This window comes from Enterobacter sp. WCHEn090032 (assembly GCF_003986875.1).
Lineage (GTDB): Bacteria > Pseudomonadota > Gammaproteobacteria > Enterobacterales > Enterobacteriaceae > Enterobacter > Enterobacter sichuanensis.
The window spans coordinates 46061-59675 of record NZ_RXRN01000016.1 but is presented as its reverse complement, the minus strand read 5'-3'; the positions used below and the strand labels follow the sequence as shown (position 1 = coordinate 59675).

14 protein-coding genes are annotated in these 13615 nt (G+C 55.6%); 8 read left to right on the top strand and 6 right to left on the bottom strand.

The window, feature by feature from the left end; translation table 11 throughout:
• Nucleotides 1-53: 53 nt before the first annotated feature.
• Together menA and rraA are read left to right on the top strand one after the other, a co-directional pair.
• Nucleotides 54-974, top strand: a complete 921-nt coding sequence (gene menA / locus EKN83_RS14965; protein ID WP_126801224.1) for a 1,4-dihydroxy-2-naphthoate polyprenyltransferase — start codon at nt 54-56, stop codon at nt 972-974.
• A 92-nt stretch (nt 975-1066) separates the two neighbouring features.
• Nucleotides 1067-1552, top strand: coding sequence for a ribonuclease E activity regulator RraA (gene rraA / locus EKN83_RS14960; protein WP_045285714.1), 486 nt, complete (start codon nt 1067-1069; stop codon nt 1550-1552).
• A 585-nt stretch (nt 1553-2137) separates the two neighbouring features.
• Here rraA and zapB read toward each other — a convergent pair.
• A complete protein-coding gene (gene zapB / locus EKN83_RS14955) occupies nt 2138-2377 on the bottom strand; it encodes a septal ring assembly protein ZapB (protein WP_008501806.1) in 240 nt (79 codons plus the stop codon).
• 399 nt (nt 2378-2776) lie between these two features.
• Between zapB and EKN83_RS14950 the strand changes: the two genes are divergently transcribed.
• The 4 genes from EKN83_RS14950 to fpr all read left to right on the top strand — a co-directional run bounded on the left by EKN83_RS14950 (nt 2777) and on the right by fpr (nt 7151).
• Nucleotides 2777-3622 (top strand): MIP/aquaporin family protein, encoded by an 846-nt coding sequence (locus tag EKN83_RS14950; RefSeq protein WP_014885705.1) that lies wholly within the window; start codon nt 2777-2779, stop codon nt 3620-3622.
• Between the two features lie 21 nt (nt 3623-3643).
• On the top strand, nt 3644-5152 hold the full coding sequence (gene glpK, locus EKN83_RS14945; RefSeq protein ID WP_014885706.1) for a glycerol kinase GlpK: 1509 nt from the start codon (nt 3644-3646) through the stop codon (nt 5150-5152).
• A 145-nt stretch (nt 5153-5297) separates the two neighbouring features.
• Nucleotides 5298-6308, top strand: a complete 1011-nt coding sequence (gene glpX / locus EKN83_RS14940) for a class II fructose-bisphosphatase (protein WP_059386306.1) — start codon at nt 5298-5300, stop codon at nt 6306-6308.
• A gap of 96 nt (nt 6309-6404) precedes the next feature.
• Entirely contained in the window at nt 6405-7151 is a 747-nt protein-coding gene (gene fpr / locus EKN83_RS14935) for a ferredoxin--NADP(+) reductase (RefSeq protein ID WP_095450637.1), read from the top strand.
• Here the strand turns inward: fpr and EKN83_RS14930 are convergent, their stop codons facing one another.
• Nucleotides 7152-7571: a DUF805 domain-containing protein gene (locus EKN83_RS14930; RefSeq protein WP_025758820.1), complete on the bottom strand. Its 420-nt coding sequence runs from the start codon at nt 7569-7571 to the stop codon at nt 7152-7154. It abuts the gene before it with no gap.
• A gap of 112 nt (nt 7572-7683) precedes the next feature.
• Here EKN83_RS14930 and EKN83_RS14925 point away from each other — a divergent pair, with 112 nt between their 5' ends.
• Together EKN83_RS14925 and tpiA are read left to right on the top strand one after the other, a co-directional pair.
• Nucleotides 7684-8280, top strand: coding sequence for a DUF1454 family protein (locus tag EKN83_RS14925; RefSeq protein ID WP_025758819.1), 597 nt, complete (start codon nt 7684-7686; stop codon nt 8278-8280).
• A 111-nt stretch (nt 8281-8391) separates the two neighbouring features.
• Nucleotides 8392-9159, top strand: a complete 768-nt coding sequence (tpiA, locus tag EKN83_RS14920; RefSeq protein ID WP_006808674.1) for a triose-phosphate isomerase — start codon at nt 8392-8394, stop codon at nt 9157-9159.
• Between the two features lie 47 nt (nt 9160-9206).
• On the opposite strand, the gene EKN83_RS14915 is transcribed toward tpiA, so the two are convergent.
• From EKN83_RS14915 to pfkA, 4 genes are all read right to left on the bottom strand, one after another.
• Nucleotides 9207-10511: an SLC13 family permease gene (locus EKN83_RS14915; protein WP_126801223.1), complete on the bottom strand. Its 1305-nt coding sequence runs from the start codon at nt 10509-10511 to the stop codon at nt 9207-9209.
• A 73-nt stretch (nt 10512-10584) separates the two neighbouring features.
• The gene (locus tag EKN83_RS14910) at nt 10585-11328 is read right to left on the bottom strand and encodes a CDP-diacylglycerol diphosphatase (RefSeq protein WP_126801222.1); all 744 of its coding nucleotides are present in this window, start codon (nt 11326-11328) and stop codon (nt 10585-10587) included.
• A gap of 107 nt (nt 11329-11435) precedes the next feature.
• Nucleotides 11436-12425: a sulfate ABC transporter substrate-binding protein gene (locus EKN83_RS14905; protein ID WP_025758814.1), complete on the bottom strand. Its 990-nt coding sequence runs from the start codon at nt 12423-12425 to the stop codon at nt 11436-11438.
• Between the two features lie 218 nt (nt 12426-12643).
• Nucleotides 12644-13606, bottom strand: a complete 963-nt coding sequence (gene pfkA, locus EKN83_RS14900) for a 6-phosphofructokinase (protein ID WP_014172210.1) — start codon at nt 13604-13606, stop codon at nt 12644-12646.
• Nucleotides 13607-13615: the final 9 nt, after the last annotated feature.

Below are 13615 nucleotides of genomic sequence, written 5' to 3'. Positions count from 1 at the left end.
TCTCATCACGTTTAATGGGGGCTAATGCCCCCATTTTTATTGGCTAAATACTTATGACTGACATCAGCCGTACTCAGGCGTGGCTCGAAAGTTTGCGCCCTAAAACCCTTCCTCTGGCCTTTGCCGCGATTATTGTCGGTACGGCGCTTGCCTGGTGGCAAGGTTATTTTGATCCCCTGGTGGCCGCACTGGCATTGATTACCGCGGGTCTGCTGCAGATCCTCTCCAACCTTGCCAACGATTATGGCGATGCGGTGAAAGGCAGTGACAAGCCGGACCGTATCGGGCCACTGCGTGGAATGCAAAAAGGGGTGATTACTCAGGCGCAGATGAAACGTGCGCTGATAATCACCGTGGTGCTGATCTGCCTATCCGGCCTGGCACTGGTGACGGTGGCGTCTAATACCACCAGCGATTTTATTGGCTTCCTGGTGCTGGGGCTATTGGCCATTATTGCCGCCATCACTTATACCGTCGGTACGCGCCCCTACGGTTATATTGGTCTCGGGGATATCTCCGTGCTGGTGTTCTTCGGCTGGCTGAGCGTGATGGGAAGCTGGTATCTGCAGGCGCATACGGTGATCCCGGCCCTGTTCCTGCCCGCGACCGCCTGCGGTCTGCTGGCGACAGCAGTGCTCAACATCAACAACCTGCGCGACATCGACAGCGATCGCGAGAACGGCAAAAACACCCTGGCGGTCCGTCTGGGGCCAGTGAATGCGCGTCGCTACCATGCCTGCCTGCTGCTGGGTGCCCTGGTCTGTCTCGCGCTGTTTAACCTGATTTCCCTGCACAGTCTGTGGGGCTGGCTGTTTTTGCTTGCCGCGCCGCTGTTGATTAACCAGGCCCGCTTTGTCATGCGTGAACGCAGCCCGGCTGCCATGCCGCCGATGCTGGAGCGCACGGTAAAAGGCGCGCTGCTGACTAACCTGTTGTTCGTCATCGGGATTATCTTAAGCCAGACGCTGCGTTAGCTGACAAATATCAATTAACAATTGATGATTTTGCCAACAACGCATTTCGCACGATATACTGAACACATTCGCAGCAACTGAGCGTTAACCCTATGAAATACGATACCTCCGAGCTTTGTGACATCTACCAGGAAGATGTCAACGTCGTTGAACCGTTATTCTCCAACTTTGGTGGGCGGTCGTCGTTTGGCGGTCAAATCGTCACGGTGAAATGTTTCGAGGATAACGGGTTGCTGTACGATCTGCTTGAGCAGAACGGCCGCGGCCGCGTTCTGGTGATCGACGGCGGCGGTTCCGTGCGGCGCGCCTTGATTGATGCAGAGCTGGCCGGAATTGCCGTCCAGAATGAGTGGGAAGGCCTTGTGGTGTACGGTTCCGTGCGCCAGGTGGACGATCTGGAGGAGCTGGATATCGGGATTCAGGCCATTGCGGCGATTCCGGTAGGTGCGGCAGGTGACGGCATCGGCGAAAGCGACGTGCGCGTTAACTTCGGCGGCGTGACCTTCTTCTCCGGGGACCATCTCTACGCCGATAATACCGGCATTATCCTGTCCGAAGATCCGCTGGATATTGAGTAGTAAAACAGTCAGCGTGAACCATAAAAAAACCGCCAACAGCAATGTGGCGGTTTTTTTGTCCCTCGGGATTCGCGGTCCGTTGGGAGAATTTACAGCTCCACACCAGGGACTTTTATCATACCCCTCAATAAGCGGCAGGCAATCCCTCAGACTCTTTATAAAATCTTAATTTTATTTGCACATCTTAACGGCGAGGCTGATGTTAACTATGATGCAGCGTCCCTTTCCGCCATCTCGCAAATGGGCATCGGTCCAGGGAAAGGTATATTCACAACCGTAGTGCAGCCCACGCCAGGGCTTGTGTCCACCGACTTATCACCGGTGGTGAACGGTGGAGCGGTTAGCTGCAGGGACCGCATAATGAAACGCTATTTATGTATCGCGTTCATTGTCGCCAGCGTACTCGTGGTAAAGAGTGATGAACCTGGTGGGTTTGTTGCTTATGCTATGACAGCGCAGGACAAGTAGCGTTAAGGCCGCCATTGGCGGCCTTTTTTATGGTTTGATGTCAGTCAGCGAAAACCATAAAAAAAGCCGGGTGGCGGCTTCGCCTGACCCGGCCTACTCTGTTCTTCTCTATGGGAATCAGACTTCTTCCATACGTCCCAGCAGCGCCTGCAGGCGATCCTGCCAGCCGTTCTGCTGCTCGCGCAGCTGGTTGTTTTCGCGCTCCAGTTCTTCGCGGCTGTGCTGCGCATTCTGAACTTCCTGCGCCAGGCTGTTGTTCTTCTCTTTCAGCTCTTCAATTTCCATCTGCAGCAGCGTGATGGTGTCAATCGCCTGCTGTACTTTCGATTCCAGTTTCTCAAACACTTCTAAAGACATGATGCTACCTCTCCTGAATTGCAAGGCGACGCTTTAACATAAACGCGCACGACATATTCCATCGATTGTATGGAGCGCGGCGCTCTGTGTCCAGCGACACGCCGCGCAGATCGCGGTTTGCAACACTTTTAGGTCTGGTCCTGGTGCGTTCGCGTCATATACCCCTAAATTGTTAACTCATTCGTTAATGAAATGATTCAGCTCACATTCCGGCGCTGTTGTAAAAATGTGCTTTATGGCGCGAAAACGCTCATTTTATTGACGCAGACCACACATTTTGATTTCGATATTTCTCGTTTTTGCTCGTTAACGATAAATTAACACTATGTCTACAGGACATCGTGGCTGTCACGGGCGGCCATGCTAACAATAAACATCAATTTCTTCAGGATTCCGATTATGAGTCAGACATCAACCTTAAAAGGCCAGTGCATTGCCGAGTTCCTTGGTACCGGGTTGTTGATATTCTTCGGAGTGGGTTGTGTCGCTGCACTGAAAGTGGCGGGTGCCAGTTTTGGTCAGTGGGAAATCAGTATCATCTGGGGTCTGGGCGTGGCGATGGCCATCTACCTGACTGCAGGGGTTTCTGGTGCACATCTTAACCCGGCGGTGACTATCGCACTGTGGCTGTTCGCGTGCTTCGACGGACGCAAAGTTGTTCCTTTCATTCTTTCTCAGTTTGCCGGCGCGTTTTGCGCAGCGGCGTTAGTTTACGGGCTTTATTACAATCTTTTCATCGACTTCGAACAGACGCATCATATGGTGCGCGGCAGCGTCGAAAGTCTGGATCTGGCAGGCATCTTCTCAACCTATCCAAACCCGCATATCAATTTTGTGCAGGCATTCGCAGTTGAAATGGTGATTACCGCTATTCTGATGGGCGTAATCCTGGCGCTGACCGACGACGGAAACGGCATTCCGCGCGGCCCGCTGGCTCCTCTGCTGATTGGCCTGCTGATTGCGGTAATTGGCGCATCCATGGGCCCACTGACCGGATTCGCGATGAACCCGGCGCGTGATATCGGACCGAAAGCGTTCGCCTTTATCGCAGGCTGGGGCGACGTCGCCTTTACCGGTGGCAAAGACATTCCTTACTTCCTGGTACCGCTGTTTGCGCCGGTTGTCGGGGCTGCGCTGGGCGCATTTAGCTACCGCAAATTAATTGGTCGCCACTTACCGTGCGACACCTGTGTGGAAGAGGAGAAGGAGACGACTTCTACCGCACAACAAAAAGCTTCGCTGTAATCTGACTACGGGACACATACCATGACCGAAAAAAAATATATCGTTGCGCTCGACCAGGGCACTACCAGCTCCCGCGCTGTCGTAATGGATCATGACGCGAACATCGTCAGCGTGTCACAGCGCGAATTTGAACAAATTTATCCTCGTCCAGGCTGGGTAGAACACGACCCGATGGAGATTTGGGCATCACAAAGCTCCACGCTGGTCGAAGTGCTGGCGAAAGCCGATATCAGTTCCGACGAGATCGCCGCAATTGGTATCACCAACCAGCGTGAAACAACGATTGTCTGGGAGCGTGAAACCGGAAAACCGATTTATAACGCCATCGTCTGGCAGTGCCGTCGTACTTCTGAGATCTGCGAGCAGCTGAAGCGTGATGGCATGGAAGAGTACGTCCGCAGCGCCACGGGTCTGGTGGTTGACCCGTATTTCTCCGGCACCAAAGTGAAGTGGATCCTCGACCACGTGGAAGGGTCACGCGAGCGTGCCAAACGCGGTGAGCTGCTGTTCGGCACCGTCGATACCTGGCTTATCTGGAAGATGACCCAGGGACGCGTTCACGTCACCGACTACACCAACGCCTCGCGTACCATGCTGTTCAACATCAACACCCTGGAGTGGGATGACAAGATGCTGGACGCGCTGGATATCCCACGCGCGATGCTGCCAGAAGTGCGTAAATCTTCTGAAGTGTACGGCCAGACCAACATCGGCGGTAAAGGCGGTACGCGTATTCCTATCGCCGGTATCGCCGGTGACCAGCAGGCGGCGCTGTTCGGCCAGCTGTGCGTTAAGGAAGGGATGGCGAAGAACACCTACGGCACCGGCTGCTTTATGCTGATGAACACCGGCGAGAAAGCAGTGAAATCAGAAAACGGCCTGCTGACCACCATCGCCTGCGGCCCACGCGGCGAAGTGAACTATGCCCTGGAAGGTGCGGTGTTCATGGCCGGTGCGTCTATCCAGTGGCTGCGTGACGAGATGAAGCTGATCAGCGATGCATTCGACTCCGAGTACTTCGCGACCAAAGTGAAAGACACCAACGGCGTGTACGTGGTGCCTGCGTTCACCGGTCTGGGCGCACCGTACTGGGACCCGTATGCGCGCGGCGCGATTTTCGGCCTGACGCGTGGTGTGAATTCTAACCACATTATTCGCGCCACCCTGGAATCCATCGCCTACCAGACGCGTGACGTGCTGGAAGCGATGCAGGCGGACTCCGGCATTCGTCTGCACGCCCTGCGCGTGGACGGCGGCGCGGTGGCGAACAACTTCCTGATGCAGTTCCAGTCCGACATTCTGGGCACCCGCGTCGAGCGTCCTGAAGTGCGTGAAGTCACTGCGCTGGGTGCGGCGTACCTTGCCGGTCTGGCCGTCGGCTTCTGGCAGAACCTGGACGAGCTGCAGGAGAAAGCGGTTATCGAACGCGAATTCCGTCCTGGCATCGAAACCACCGAACGTAACTTCCGCTACAGCGGCTGGAAAAAAGCGGTGAAACGCGCCCTGGCGTGGGAAGAGCACGACGAGTAAGAACTCCCCCCTCACCCTAACCCTCTCCCCAAAGGGGCGAGGGGACTAAAAACAGCCTCTCCCCTTTGGGGTGAGGGGCTCAGACCGCACCCTCCCCACTCTGTGATAAACTTCGTGCAATTCCTTTTGATTGCACGAGTACCTCATGAAACGTGAACTTGCTATCGAGTTTTCCCGCGTCACCGAAGCCGCCGCCCTTGCAGGCTATAAATGGCTGGGTCGTGGTGACAAAAATACCGCAGACGGCGCGGCCGTCCATGCCATGCGCATTGTGCTTAACCAGGTCAACATCGACGGTACTATCGTGATCGGCGAAGGCGAGATCGACGAAGCGCCGATGCTCTATATCGGTGAAAAAGTGGGTACCGGCAACGGCGATGCCGTGGATATCGCCGTCGACCCGATCGAAGGCACCCGCATGACGGCGATGGGTCAGGCCAATGCCCTGGCGGTGCTGGCTGTAGGCGATAAAGGCTGCTTCCTCAACGCGCCGGATATGTATATGGAGAAGCTGATTGTCGGTCCTGGCGCGAAGGGCGCTATCGACCTCAGCCTGCCGCTGGAAGAGAACCTGCGCAACATCGCCAAAGCGCTGGCCAAACCCCTTAGCGAACTTACCGTGACTATTCTGGCCAAACCGCGCCACGACGCCACCATCGCGCAGATGCAAAAGCTCGGCGTGCGGGTGTTTGCCATTCCGGATGGCGACGTTGCCGCCTCCATTTTGACCTGCATGCCAGACAGCGAAGTGGATGTGCTGTACGGCATCGGAGGCGCGCCGGAAGGCGTGGTATCAGCGGCAGTGATCCGCGCGCTGGATGGCGATATGCAGGCCCGTCTGCTGCCACGTCATGAGGTGAAAGGCGACAGCGAAGAAAACCGCCGTATTGGGGAAAATGAGCTGGCACGCTGCGAAGCGATGGGCATCGAGGCCAATAAAGTGCTCGCGCTGAACGAGATGGCTCGTAGCGATAATGTTGTCTTCTCGGCAACCGGTATTACTAAAGGCGACCTGCTGGACGGCATTACCCGCAAAGGCAATATGGCGACCACTGAAACGCTGCTCATCCGCGGTAAATCGCGCACCATTCGTCGCATTCAGTCAATCCACTATCTCGACCGCAAAGACCCGGACGTGCAGACGCACATTCTGTAAAACCGTTTGATCGATAGAGCTTTCCGGCCCAAAGGGGCTGGAAATCTCCCCGGTAAGTACGGAAGATAGAACAGAGAAACAGCACAGGAGAAGATCATGGCGGACTGGGTAACAGGTAAAGTCACAAAAATACAGTTCTGGACCGATGCGCTATTTAGTCTCACCCTGCATGCTCCCGTCCACCCGTTTAAAGCCGGGCAATTTGCGAAGCTGGGGCTGGATGTCGACGGCGAGCGCGTACAGCGCGCCTACTCATACGTTAACGCCCCTGATAACCCGGACCTCGAGTTTTATCTGGTCACCGTTCCGGACGGCAAACTCAGCCCGCGCCTTGCCGCCCTTAAGCCCGGAGACGAGGTGCAAATTGTGAGTGAAGCCGCCGGCTTCTTTGTGCTCGAGGAAATCCCTGACTGTGACACCCTCTGGATGCTGGCCACCGGTACGGCCATTGGCCCCTACCTCTCTATTCTGCAGTACGGCAAAGACCTGGAACGCTTTAAAAACATCGTGCTGGTTCACGCTGCGCGCTACGCTGCAGACTTGAGCTATTTGCCGCAGATGCAGGCGCTGGAACAGCAGTATGGCGGAAAGTTAAAGATTCAGACGGTGGTCAGCCGCGAAACCGTAGCAGGAACGCTGACTGGCCGCGTTCCAGCGTTAATTGAAAATGGTGCCCTGGAAGAGGCAGTGGGTTTGCCAATGAGCGCCGAAACCAGCCACGTGATGCTGTGCGGCAACCCGCAGATGGTTCGCGACACGCAGCAGCTTCTGAAGGATACCCGACAGATGACGAAACACCTCCGCCGCCGGCCGGGTCATATGACTGCTGAACACTACTGGTGATCAGCGGTACTTCACCTCAACGGTATCTTTACCGTATTTGTTTTCGCTCTGGGTGCCGATAAACGCGCCCAGATCGATAACCATCATCACGAAGATGACCGACGGCAGCAGCCTGCCCACCACCCACGGCAGGATGGACGGCAGCATCGCCCAGTTTCCCGCCACCAGCATCCACGCCAGAATAATCAGAAATGCCCACGCGCCGGAACGACCACGATCGTGCAGACGTTTCACCACCACGGCGGCCGTTGGCCATAGCAGGCAGACCAGCGCAAAGGCCGCCGTTTGCGTGCTTAGCCAGGCGTTATAAGCAACAAAAAACAGAAGCAGCATGGCGACAACCCACGTCACCATCCAGATCCAGAAATCACGGCGTCCAATACGCCCTTTGAATGAAAACAGCCACTGCTGTATGGTCATGTAAGGTTCCTTATTATCGTATTGCGCGCATTTTACCCTGGAGTTGTGACCTTTTGACAAGCCGACCAGATATCGTTTTAATCATGAGCACTTACGGCCAGGGGCAATGTTGATGAAAAGTTCGGCACGTTCTCTCTTCCTGTGTTTAGCACTGCTCAGCGCGGGTTTTCCCCTGCACGCCGCTGAAACGACGGCCCCGACCACCGCACCGTATCTGCTGGCGGGTGCGCCGTCGTTCGATCAGTCCATCAGCCAGTTTCGTGAAACCTTCAATCAGGCCAACCCAACGCTGCCACTGGATGAATTTCGCGCCATTGATGGTTCCCGCGATACCCCTACCCTGACCCGTGCAGCCAGCAAGATTAACGAGAATTTGTATGCCTCCACGGCGCTGGAGCGCGGTACGTTAAAAATCAAAAGCATGCAAATCACCTGGCTGCCGATACAGGGGCCGGAGCAGAAAGCCGCTAAGGCAAAGGCGCTGGAGTATATGAGCGCTGTGTTGCAGGCTTTTACCCCCGCGCTGACGAAAAAACAAAGCCAGCAAAAGCTGCAAAAACTCCTCACTGCCGGTAAAAACAAGCGTTACTACGCCGATACCGAAGGCGCGATTCGCTATGTTGTGGCGGACAACGGCGAAAAAGGACTGACCTTCGCAGTTGAACCGATTAAGCTGGCACTATCTGACACCCTCGGCGGGGCGAATTAATGACAAAAAGCAAAGCCTTTCGGGGGAAAATCTCTATACTGATTCACAGACCATGCTGCCCGTCAGGGTGGCCATATTCCTTAATTCGCTTACTTAGCGTGGAGAATTGAAATGCGACATCCTTTAGTGATGGGTAACTGGAAACTGAACGGCAGCCGCCACATGGTAAACGAGCTGGTTGCGAACCTGCGTAAAGAGCTGGCTGGCGTGACGGGCTGCGCGGTTGCTATCGCTCCGCCGGATATGTATCTGGATCTGGCTAAACGTGCCGCTGACGGCAGCCACATCGTGCTGGGCGCGCAGAACGTTGACGTTAACCTGTCTGGCGCGTTCACCGGTGAAACGTCCGCTGAAATGCTGAAAGATATCGGCGCGAAATACATCATCATCGGCCACTCTGAGCGTCGCACCTACCACAAAGAATCTGACGAGTTCATCGCGAAGAAATTCGCTGTGCTGAAAGAGCAGGGTCTGATTCCGGTTCTGTGCATCGGTGAAACCGAAGCAGAAAACGAAGCAGGCAAAACCGAAGAAGTGTGCGCACGTCAGATCGACGCGGTGCTGAAAACCCAGGGCGCGGCAGCGTTCGAAGGTGCGGTTATCGCATACGAGCCAGTCTGGGCGATCGGTACCGGTAAATCAGCTACCCCTGCACAGGCTCAGGCGGTTCACAAATTCATCCGTGACCACATTGCTAAAGCCGACGCGAAAGTGGCTGAGCAAGTGATTATCCAGTACGGCGGTTCCGTTAACGCATCCAACGCTGCTGAGCTGTTCACCCAGCCAGACATTGATGGCGCGCTGGTTGGCGGTGCATCCCTGAAAGCTGACGCTTTCGCGGTGATCGTTAAAGCGGCAGAAGCGGCTAAGCAGGCGTAATGCTGTTGTGGCGGGTGGCGCTTGCGCTTACCCGCCCTACAAAATCGCTACAAACGACCTAAAACGCTAAACCACAAATAATCCAGCGGCAGCAGCACCAGATACGTGGCAATTGCCAGCGCCAGACAGAGCACCATCCCCGCCTTTGCAGGCACCTTCCCTAACCCCATCGCCACCACAATCGGCGACGCCTGATACGGCAGCAGCGGCGTGGAATAACCCAGTACCTGGATCATGATCACTGACAGCAAAGGGAAACCTGTCGCATCCGAAAAACTCTGCGCCAGGGTGGTATACAGCGCCGGAACGCCGTTGGCGGTCATAATAAAGTTGAGCGCGGTGGTAATACCGGTCAGCGCCAGGAAGCTGGTGAACGGTCTCTCTGCATCCAGCGGCATAATGCGGAGCAACGCCTCGCCCACCGCCGTTCCAATCCCGGTTTGCGTGACGACAATCGCCAGCCCCAGAATACCGGCAACATAGATACAGGTACGCATATTCACACCGGCAGAAAACTCCTCGCCGGTGATAAAGCCCACGCGCGGCAGCATAACGATGACCGATGCTGCCAGCCCCGTCCACGCGGGCCCCACACCGTGCCAGCTCTCCGTCACCCACATCCCCAGCACTATCGCCAGCAGCCAGGCAAGACGCTTTTCATCCCGGCCCGTGGGTTCAGATGACGTCTGTTCCTTCGGGGGTTTTGGATGACCGGGAAAAAGCCAGCAGATAAGGCCAATCAGGATCAGGCCTTTGAGAATACCCAGCACCGGCGTGTGCAGCAGCAGATACGGGACATAGTTCAGGTGGATACCGTACGAGCCTTCCGCCGCGCCGCTCATCACCAGGTTAGGGACGTTTGCAGGCAGGATCGTCGCCGAAAGCTGGAACGTCCCGAACCCCACCGCCAGCGCCAGACCAAACCAGGCGCGGGAGCCGTCAGCAATACCGGCGCGCTTTGCCATCGCGGCGACAATCGGCATCAGCAGCGCAATACGCCCCATATTCGACGGCATGACAAACGCCAGCGCGTAGCTCAGCACCACCACGCTCGCCACCATCAATACCCAGGAGTCGGTAAGCTTTGCGGACAGCGCCCGGGCGGCCCTGTCCGCCAGCCCGGTTTTGCGGATCGCCACGCCGAGCACAAAACCGCTGAACACCAGCCAGAAAGCCGACGAGGCAAAACCGCCGAAGATGACCTCAGGCGGAGCAATTTTCGCCGTCATCGCTGCGGTGAAGAACAGCAGGGCGGTGATAAACTCCGGCAAGAGCGACGTCGCCCATAGCACGATGGTGACGCCAACGATCAGCGAGGGCAGCAGCAGAGGATACGTTGACCAGAGCGACATACCTGTCTCCTGTAGAATTTTTCAGCAAGTCTACGGCGACAGGCAGGTTGAGTAAACGCTATTTATGGTGGGGTTACTTCAGGATATCGCATTGATGATCCTGCAATTCCTCTGCCGATGCGCGGTTCAGCATCAGCAGGTTGCGCTCCGTCGCCAGCAAAACAAACGAACCATCCGACTGCTGCGCCATCGCCAGCGCGAAGCGCCCCATATGGTCACGCGCTTCGGGCACCTCTTCTGCCAGCATCATAAACGGGCTGCGCTGGACCAGCTCATTCTCCGTCACCCGACGAGCAAGATATTCATGCCCTTCCAGCCCACCCGGGAACGGGAGCCACTGAGTGGTGATTTCTCCCTGAGCCGCATTGAGCTTTTCGCGCACGTCCGGGCGCAGGCAGGAGATATGAATATGAAAATGATTCTGCGTACGGCCCGTCGGGGCGTTAATCGTCAGCGAAATGGCGCTGTCAGGTACCTCGGATCCGCGCTTCAGGGTCATAAAGCTTCGCGACTGCCAGGCCAGCCAGAAAAAGTTCGGCGTATGAGGTTCGGTCAACAGCGGACTTTCGGTGCCGTTGATGCGGTAGGTTGGCATCAGCAGATACTGCAGCGGTCCGTTGCGGTCTTTAAACACCACGTAGCCTGCATCTGTTTTCACCTGCGCACACGGCGCCGGCTTACGGTGCTGGAGCTGATTCGGCAAACACTGGTCGAGAACGATATGTCGCAACGCATTCGGATTACCCGCTTTCATCCAGTACACGCCACCCGCGACAAGGGCGATAACAATCAGGATCAGTAAGATAATTTTTTTCACAACGCGTTCCCTGTTTTCGATAGAGGCAAAAGAGTAACGCAAAATAATGACCAAATAAAAAACCCGGCGGATTTCTCACGCCGGGTTGCCGTGTCATTGATTGATTTTTAGCGCTGGCTGATTTGATCGAAGGTGCCGCCGTTAGAGAAGTGCTCTTTCTGCGCTTTCGTCCAGCCACCGAACACGTCATCAATGGTGAAGAGTTTCAGTTTAGGGAAGACGGTTTCGTATTTCTTCGCCACCGCCGGATCGCGTGGGCGATAGAAGTTTTTCGCCGCAATTTCCTGCCCTTCTGGTGAGTAGAGATACTTCAGGTAAGCTTCTGCCACCGCTTTGGTATCTTTTTTCTCAACCACCTTATCGACCACAGAGACGGTCGGCTCAGCCAGAATCGACTCGCTTGGGGTCACAATCTCGAATTTATCTTTGCCCAGTTCGTGGGTGGCCAGCAGGGCTTCGTTTTCCCATGCAATCAGCACGTCGCCAATTCCACGCTCTACGAAGGTGTTGGTGGCGCCACGCGCGCCGGAGTCCAGCACCTCAACGTTTTTATACAGCGCTTTTACGAACTCCTGCGCTTTGGCCTGGTCGCCATTGTTGTGATGCAGTGCGTAGCCCCACGCACCCAGGTAGTTCCAGCGCGCACCGCCAGAGCTTTTCGGGTTCGGGGTGATCACTGACACGCCAGGTTTGATCAGGTCGTTCCAGTCGTGGATCTGTTTTGGGTTGCCTTTACGCACGAGGAAAACAATGGTCGACGTGTATGGTGCGGAGTTATCCGGCAGGCGTTTGATCCAGTTTTTGTCGATGCGGCCACGCTCGGCAATAGCGTCGACATCGTAGGCCAGCGCGAGGGTCACCACGTCGGCTTCAATGCCGTTGATGACGGAGGTCGCCTGTTTACCGGACCCACCGTGAGACTGGCGAACCACCACGTTGTCGCCAGTTTCCTGCTTCCAGTGCGCCGCAAACGCTTTGTTGTATTGCTCGTACAGCTCACGCGTCGGGTCGTATGACACGTTCAGTAACTGGATGTCCTTAGCCAGAACGCTGGTCGATGCCAGCAATAATGTTAAACCCACGCCCCATTTATTCATCGCCCAGCTCTCTTGTGTAGTGTTTTGATGATTGCAGCGTGCCAGAAACGGAATCGAGGATTAAAGAATAAAAAAAGATTGGCTATAACTTTGAGGAATAAAAAGACAAACTTTGCGGACAAAAAAAGCCCGGTGGCGCTTCGCTTACCGGGCCTACGAACCGTGCTTTTGTAGGCCGGGTAAGGCGAAGCCGCCACCCGGCACAATACAAACGCCGATCAGTACAGTTTTTTCGCGCAGTCCAGCCAGTCACCTTTGAACGGACGCTTCATGTTTTCAATGGCGTCGATGATGTCGTGGTGAACCAGTTTTTCGTTCTGAATACCGACGCAGCGGCCGCCGTGACCCTGCAGCAGCAGTTCGATAGCATATGCGCCCATACGTGACGCCAGAATACGGTCATAAGGACCCGGGGAACCACCGCGCTGGATGTGACCCAGTACAGTTGCGCGCGTTTCACGTTTGGTTTCGGTTTCGATGTACTTCGCCAGCTCGTCAACGTCACAGATATGCTCAGTGATGGCCACGATCGCGTGTTTTTTCCCTTTCGCGATGCCCGCTTTAATTTCAGCCACCAGATCTTCACGGCTGAATTCCACTTCCGGAACCACCACGAATTCACATCCCCCCGCAATCGCCGCGGCCAGGGTCAGGTCACCACAGTAACGCCCCATCACTTCAACGATAGAGATACGCTGGTGAGAAGAAGAGGTGTCACGCAGACGGTCAATCGCTTCCACAACGGTACCCAGCGCGGTGAAGTAACCGATGGTGTAGTCAGTGCCTTTGATATCGTTGTCGATGGTGCCTGGCAGACCGATGCATGGGAAGCCCATTTCCGTCAGACGTTTTGCACCCATGTACGAGCCGTCACCACCGATAACCACCAGGGCGTCCAGGCCACGTTTCTTCATGTTCTCGATAGCCACTTCACGCACGTGTTCGTCACGGAATTCCGGGAAGCGCGCAGACCCAAGGAAGGTACCGCCACGGTTGATCATGTCAGACACGCTGTAACGGTCGAGCTGTACCATACGGTCTTCATACAGACCCAGGTAACCATCATAGATACCAAAAACTTCCAGACCTTCCGTCAGCGCTGAACGGACAACCCCACGAATTGCCGCGTTCATGCCCGGCGCATCACCGCCGCTTGTCAACACACCGATTTTCTTAATCATGACTACCTC

What these genes read in the sequence shown, in the direction of transcription:
- rraA (WP_045285714.1), top strand. Translation starts at nt 1,067, where the DNA reads ATGAAATACGATACCTCCGAGCTTTGTGACATCTACCAGGAAGATGTC.
- tpiA (WP_006808674.1), top strand. Translation starts at nt 8,392, where the DNA reads ATGCGACATCCTTTAGTGATGGGTAACTGGAAACTGAACGGCAGCCGC.
- EKN83_RS14930 (WP_025758820.1), bottom strand. Translation starts at nt 7,571, where the DNA reads ATGACCATACAGCAGTGGCTGTTTTCATTCAAAGGGCGTATTGGACGC.
- EKN83_RS14905 (WP_025758814.1), bottom strand. Translation starts at nt 12,425, where the DNA reads ATGAATAAATGGGGCGTGGGTTTAACATTATTGCTGGCATCGACCAGC.
- fpr (WP_095450637.1), top strand. Translation starts at nt 6,405, where the DNA reads ATGGCGGACTGGGTAACAGGTAAAGTCACAAAAATACAGTTCTGGACC.
- glpX (WP_059386306.1), top strand. Translation starts at nt 5,298, where the DNA reads ATGAAACGTGAACTTGCTATCGAGTTTTCCCGCGTCACCGAAGCCGCC.
- EKN83_RS14915 (WP_126801223.1), bottom strand. Translation starts at nt 10,511, where the DNA reads ATGTCGCTCTGGTCAACGTATCCTCTGCTGCTGCCCTCGCTGATCGTT.
- pfkA (WP_014172210.1), bottom strand. Translation starts at nt 13,606, where the DNA reads ATGATTAAGAAAATCGGTGTGTTGACAAGCGGCGGTGATGCGCCGGGC.
- zapB (WP_008501806.1), bottom strand. Translation starts at nt 2,377, where the DNA reads ATGTCTTTAGAAGTGTTTGAGAAACTGGAATCGAAAGTACAGCAGGCG.
- EKN83_RS14925 (WP_025758819.1), top strand. Translation starts at nt 7,684, where the DNA reads ATGAAAAGTTCGGCACGTTCTCTCTTCCTGTGTTTAGCACTGCTCAGC.
- glpK (WP_014885706.1), top strand. Translation starts at nt 3,644, where the DNA reads ATGACCGAAAAAAAATATATCGTTGCGCTCGACCAGGGCACTACCAGC.
- EKN83_RS14950 (WP_014885705.1), top strand. Translation starts at nt 2,777, where the DNA reads ATGAGTCAGACATCAACCTTAAAAGGCCAGTGCATTGCCGAGTTCCTT.
- menA (WP_126801224.1), top strand. Translation starts at nt 54, where the DNA reads ATGACTGACATCAGCCGTACTCAGGCGTGGCTCGAAAGTTTGCGCCCT.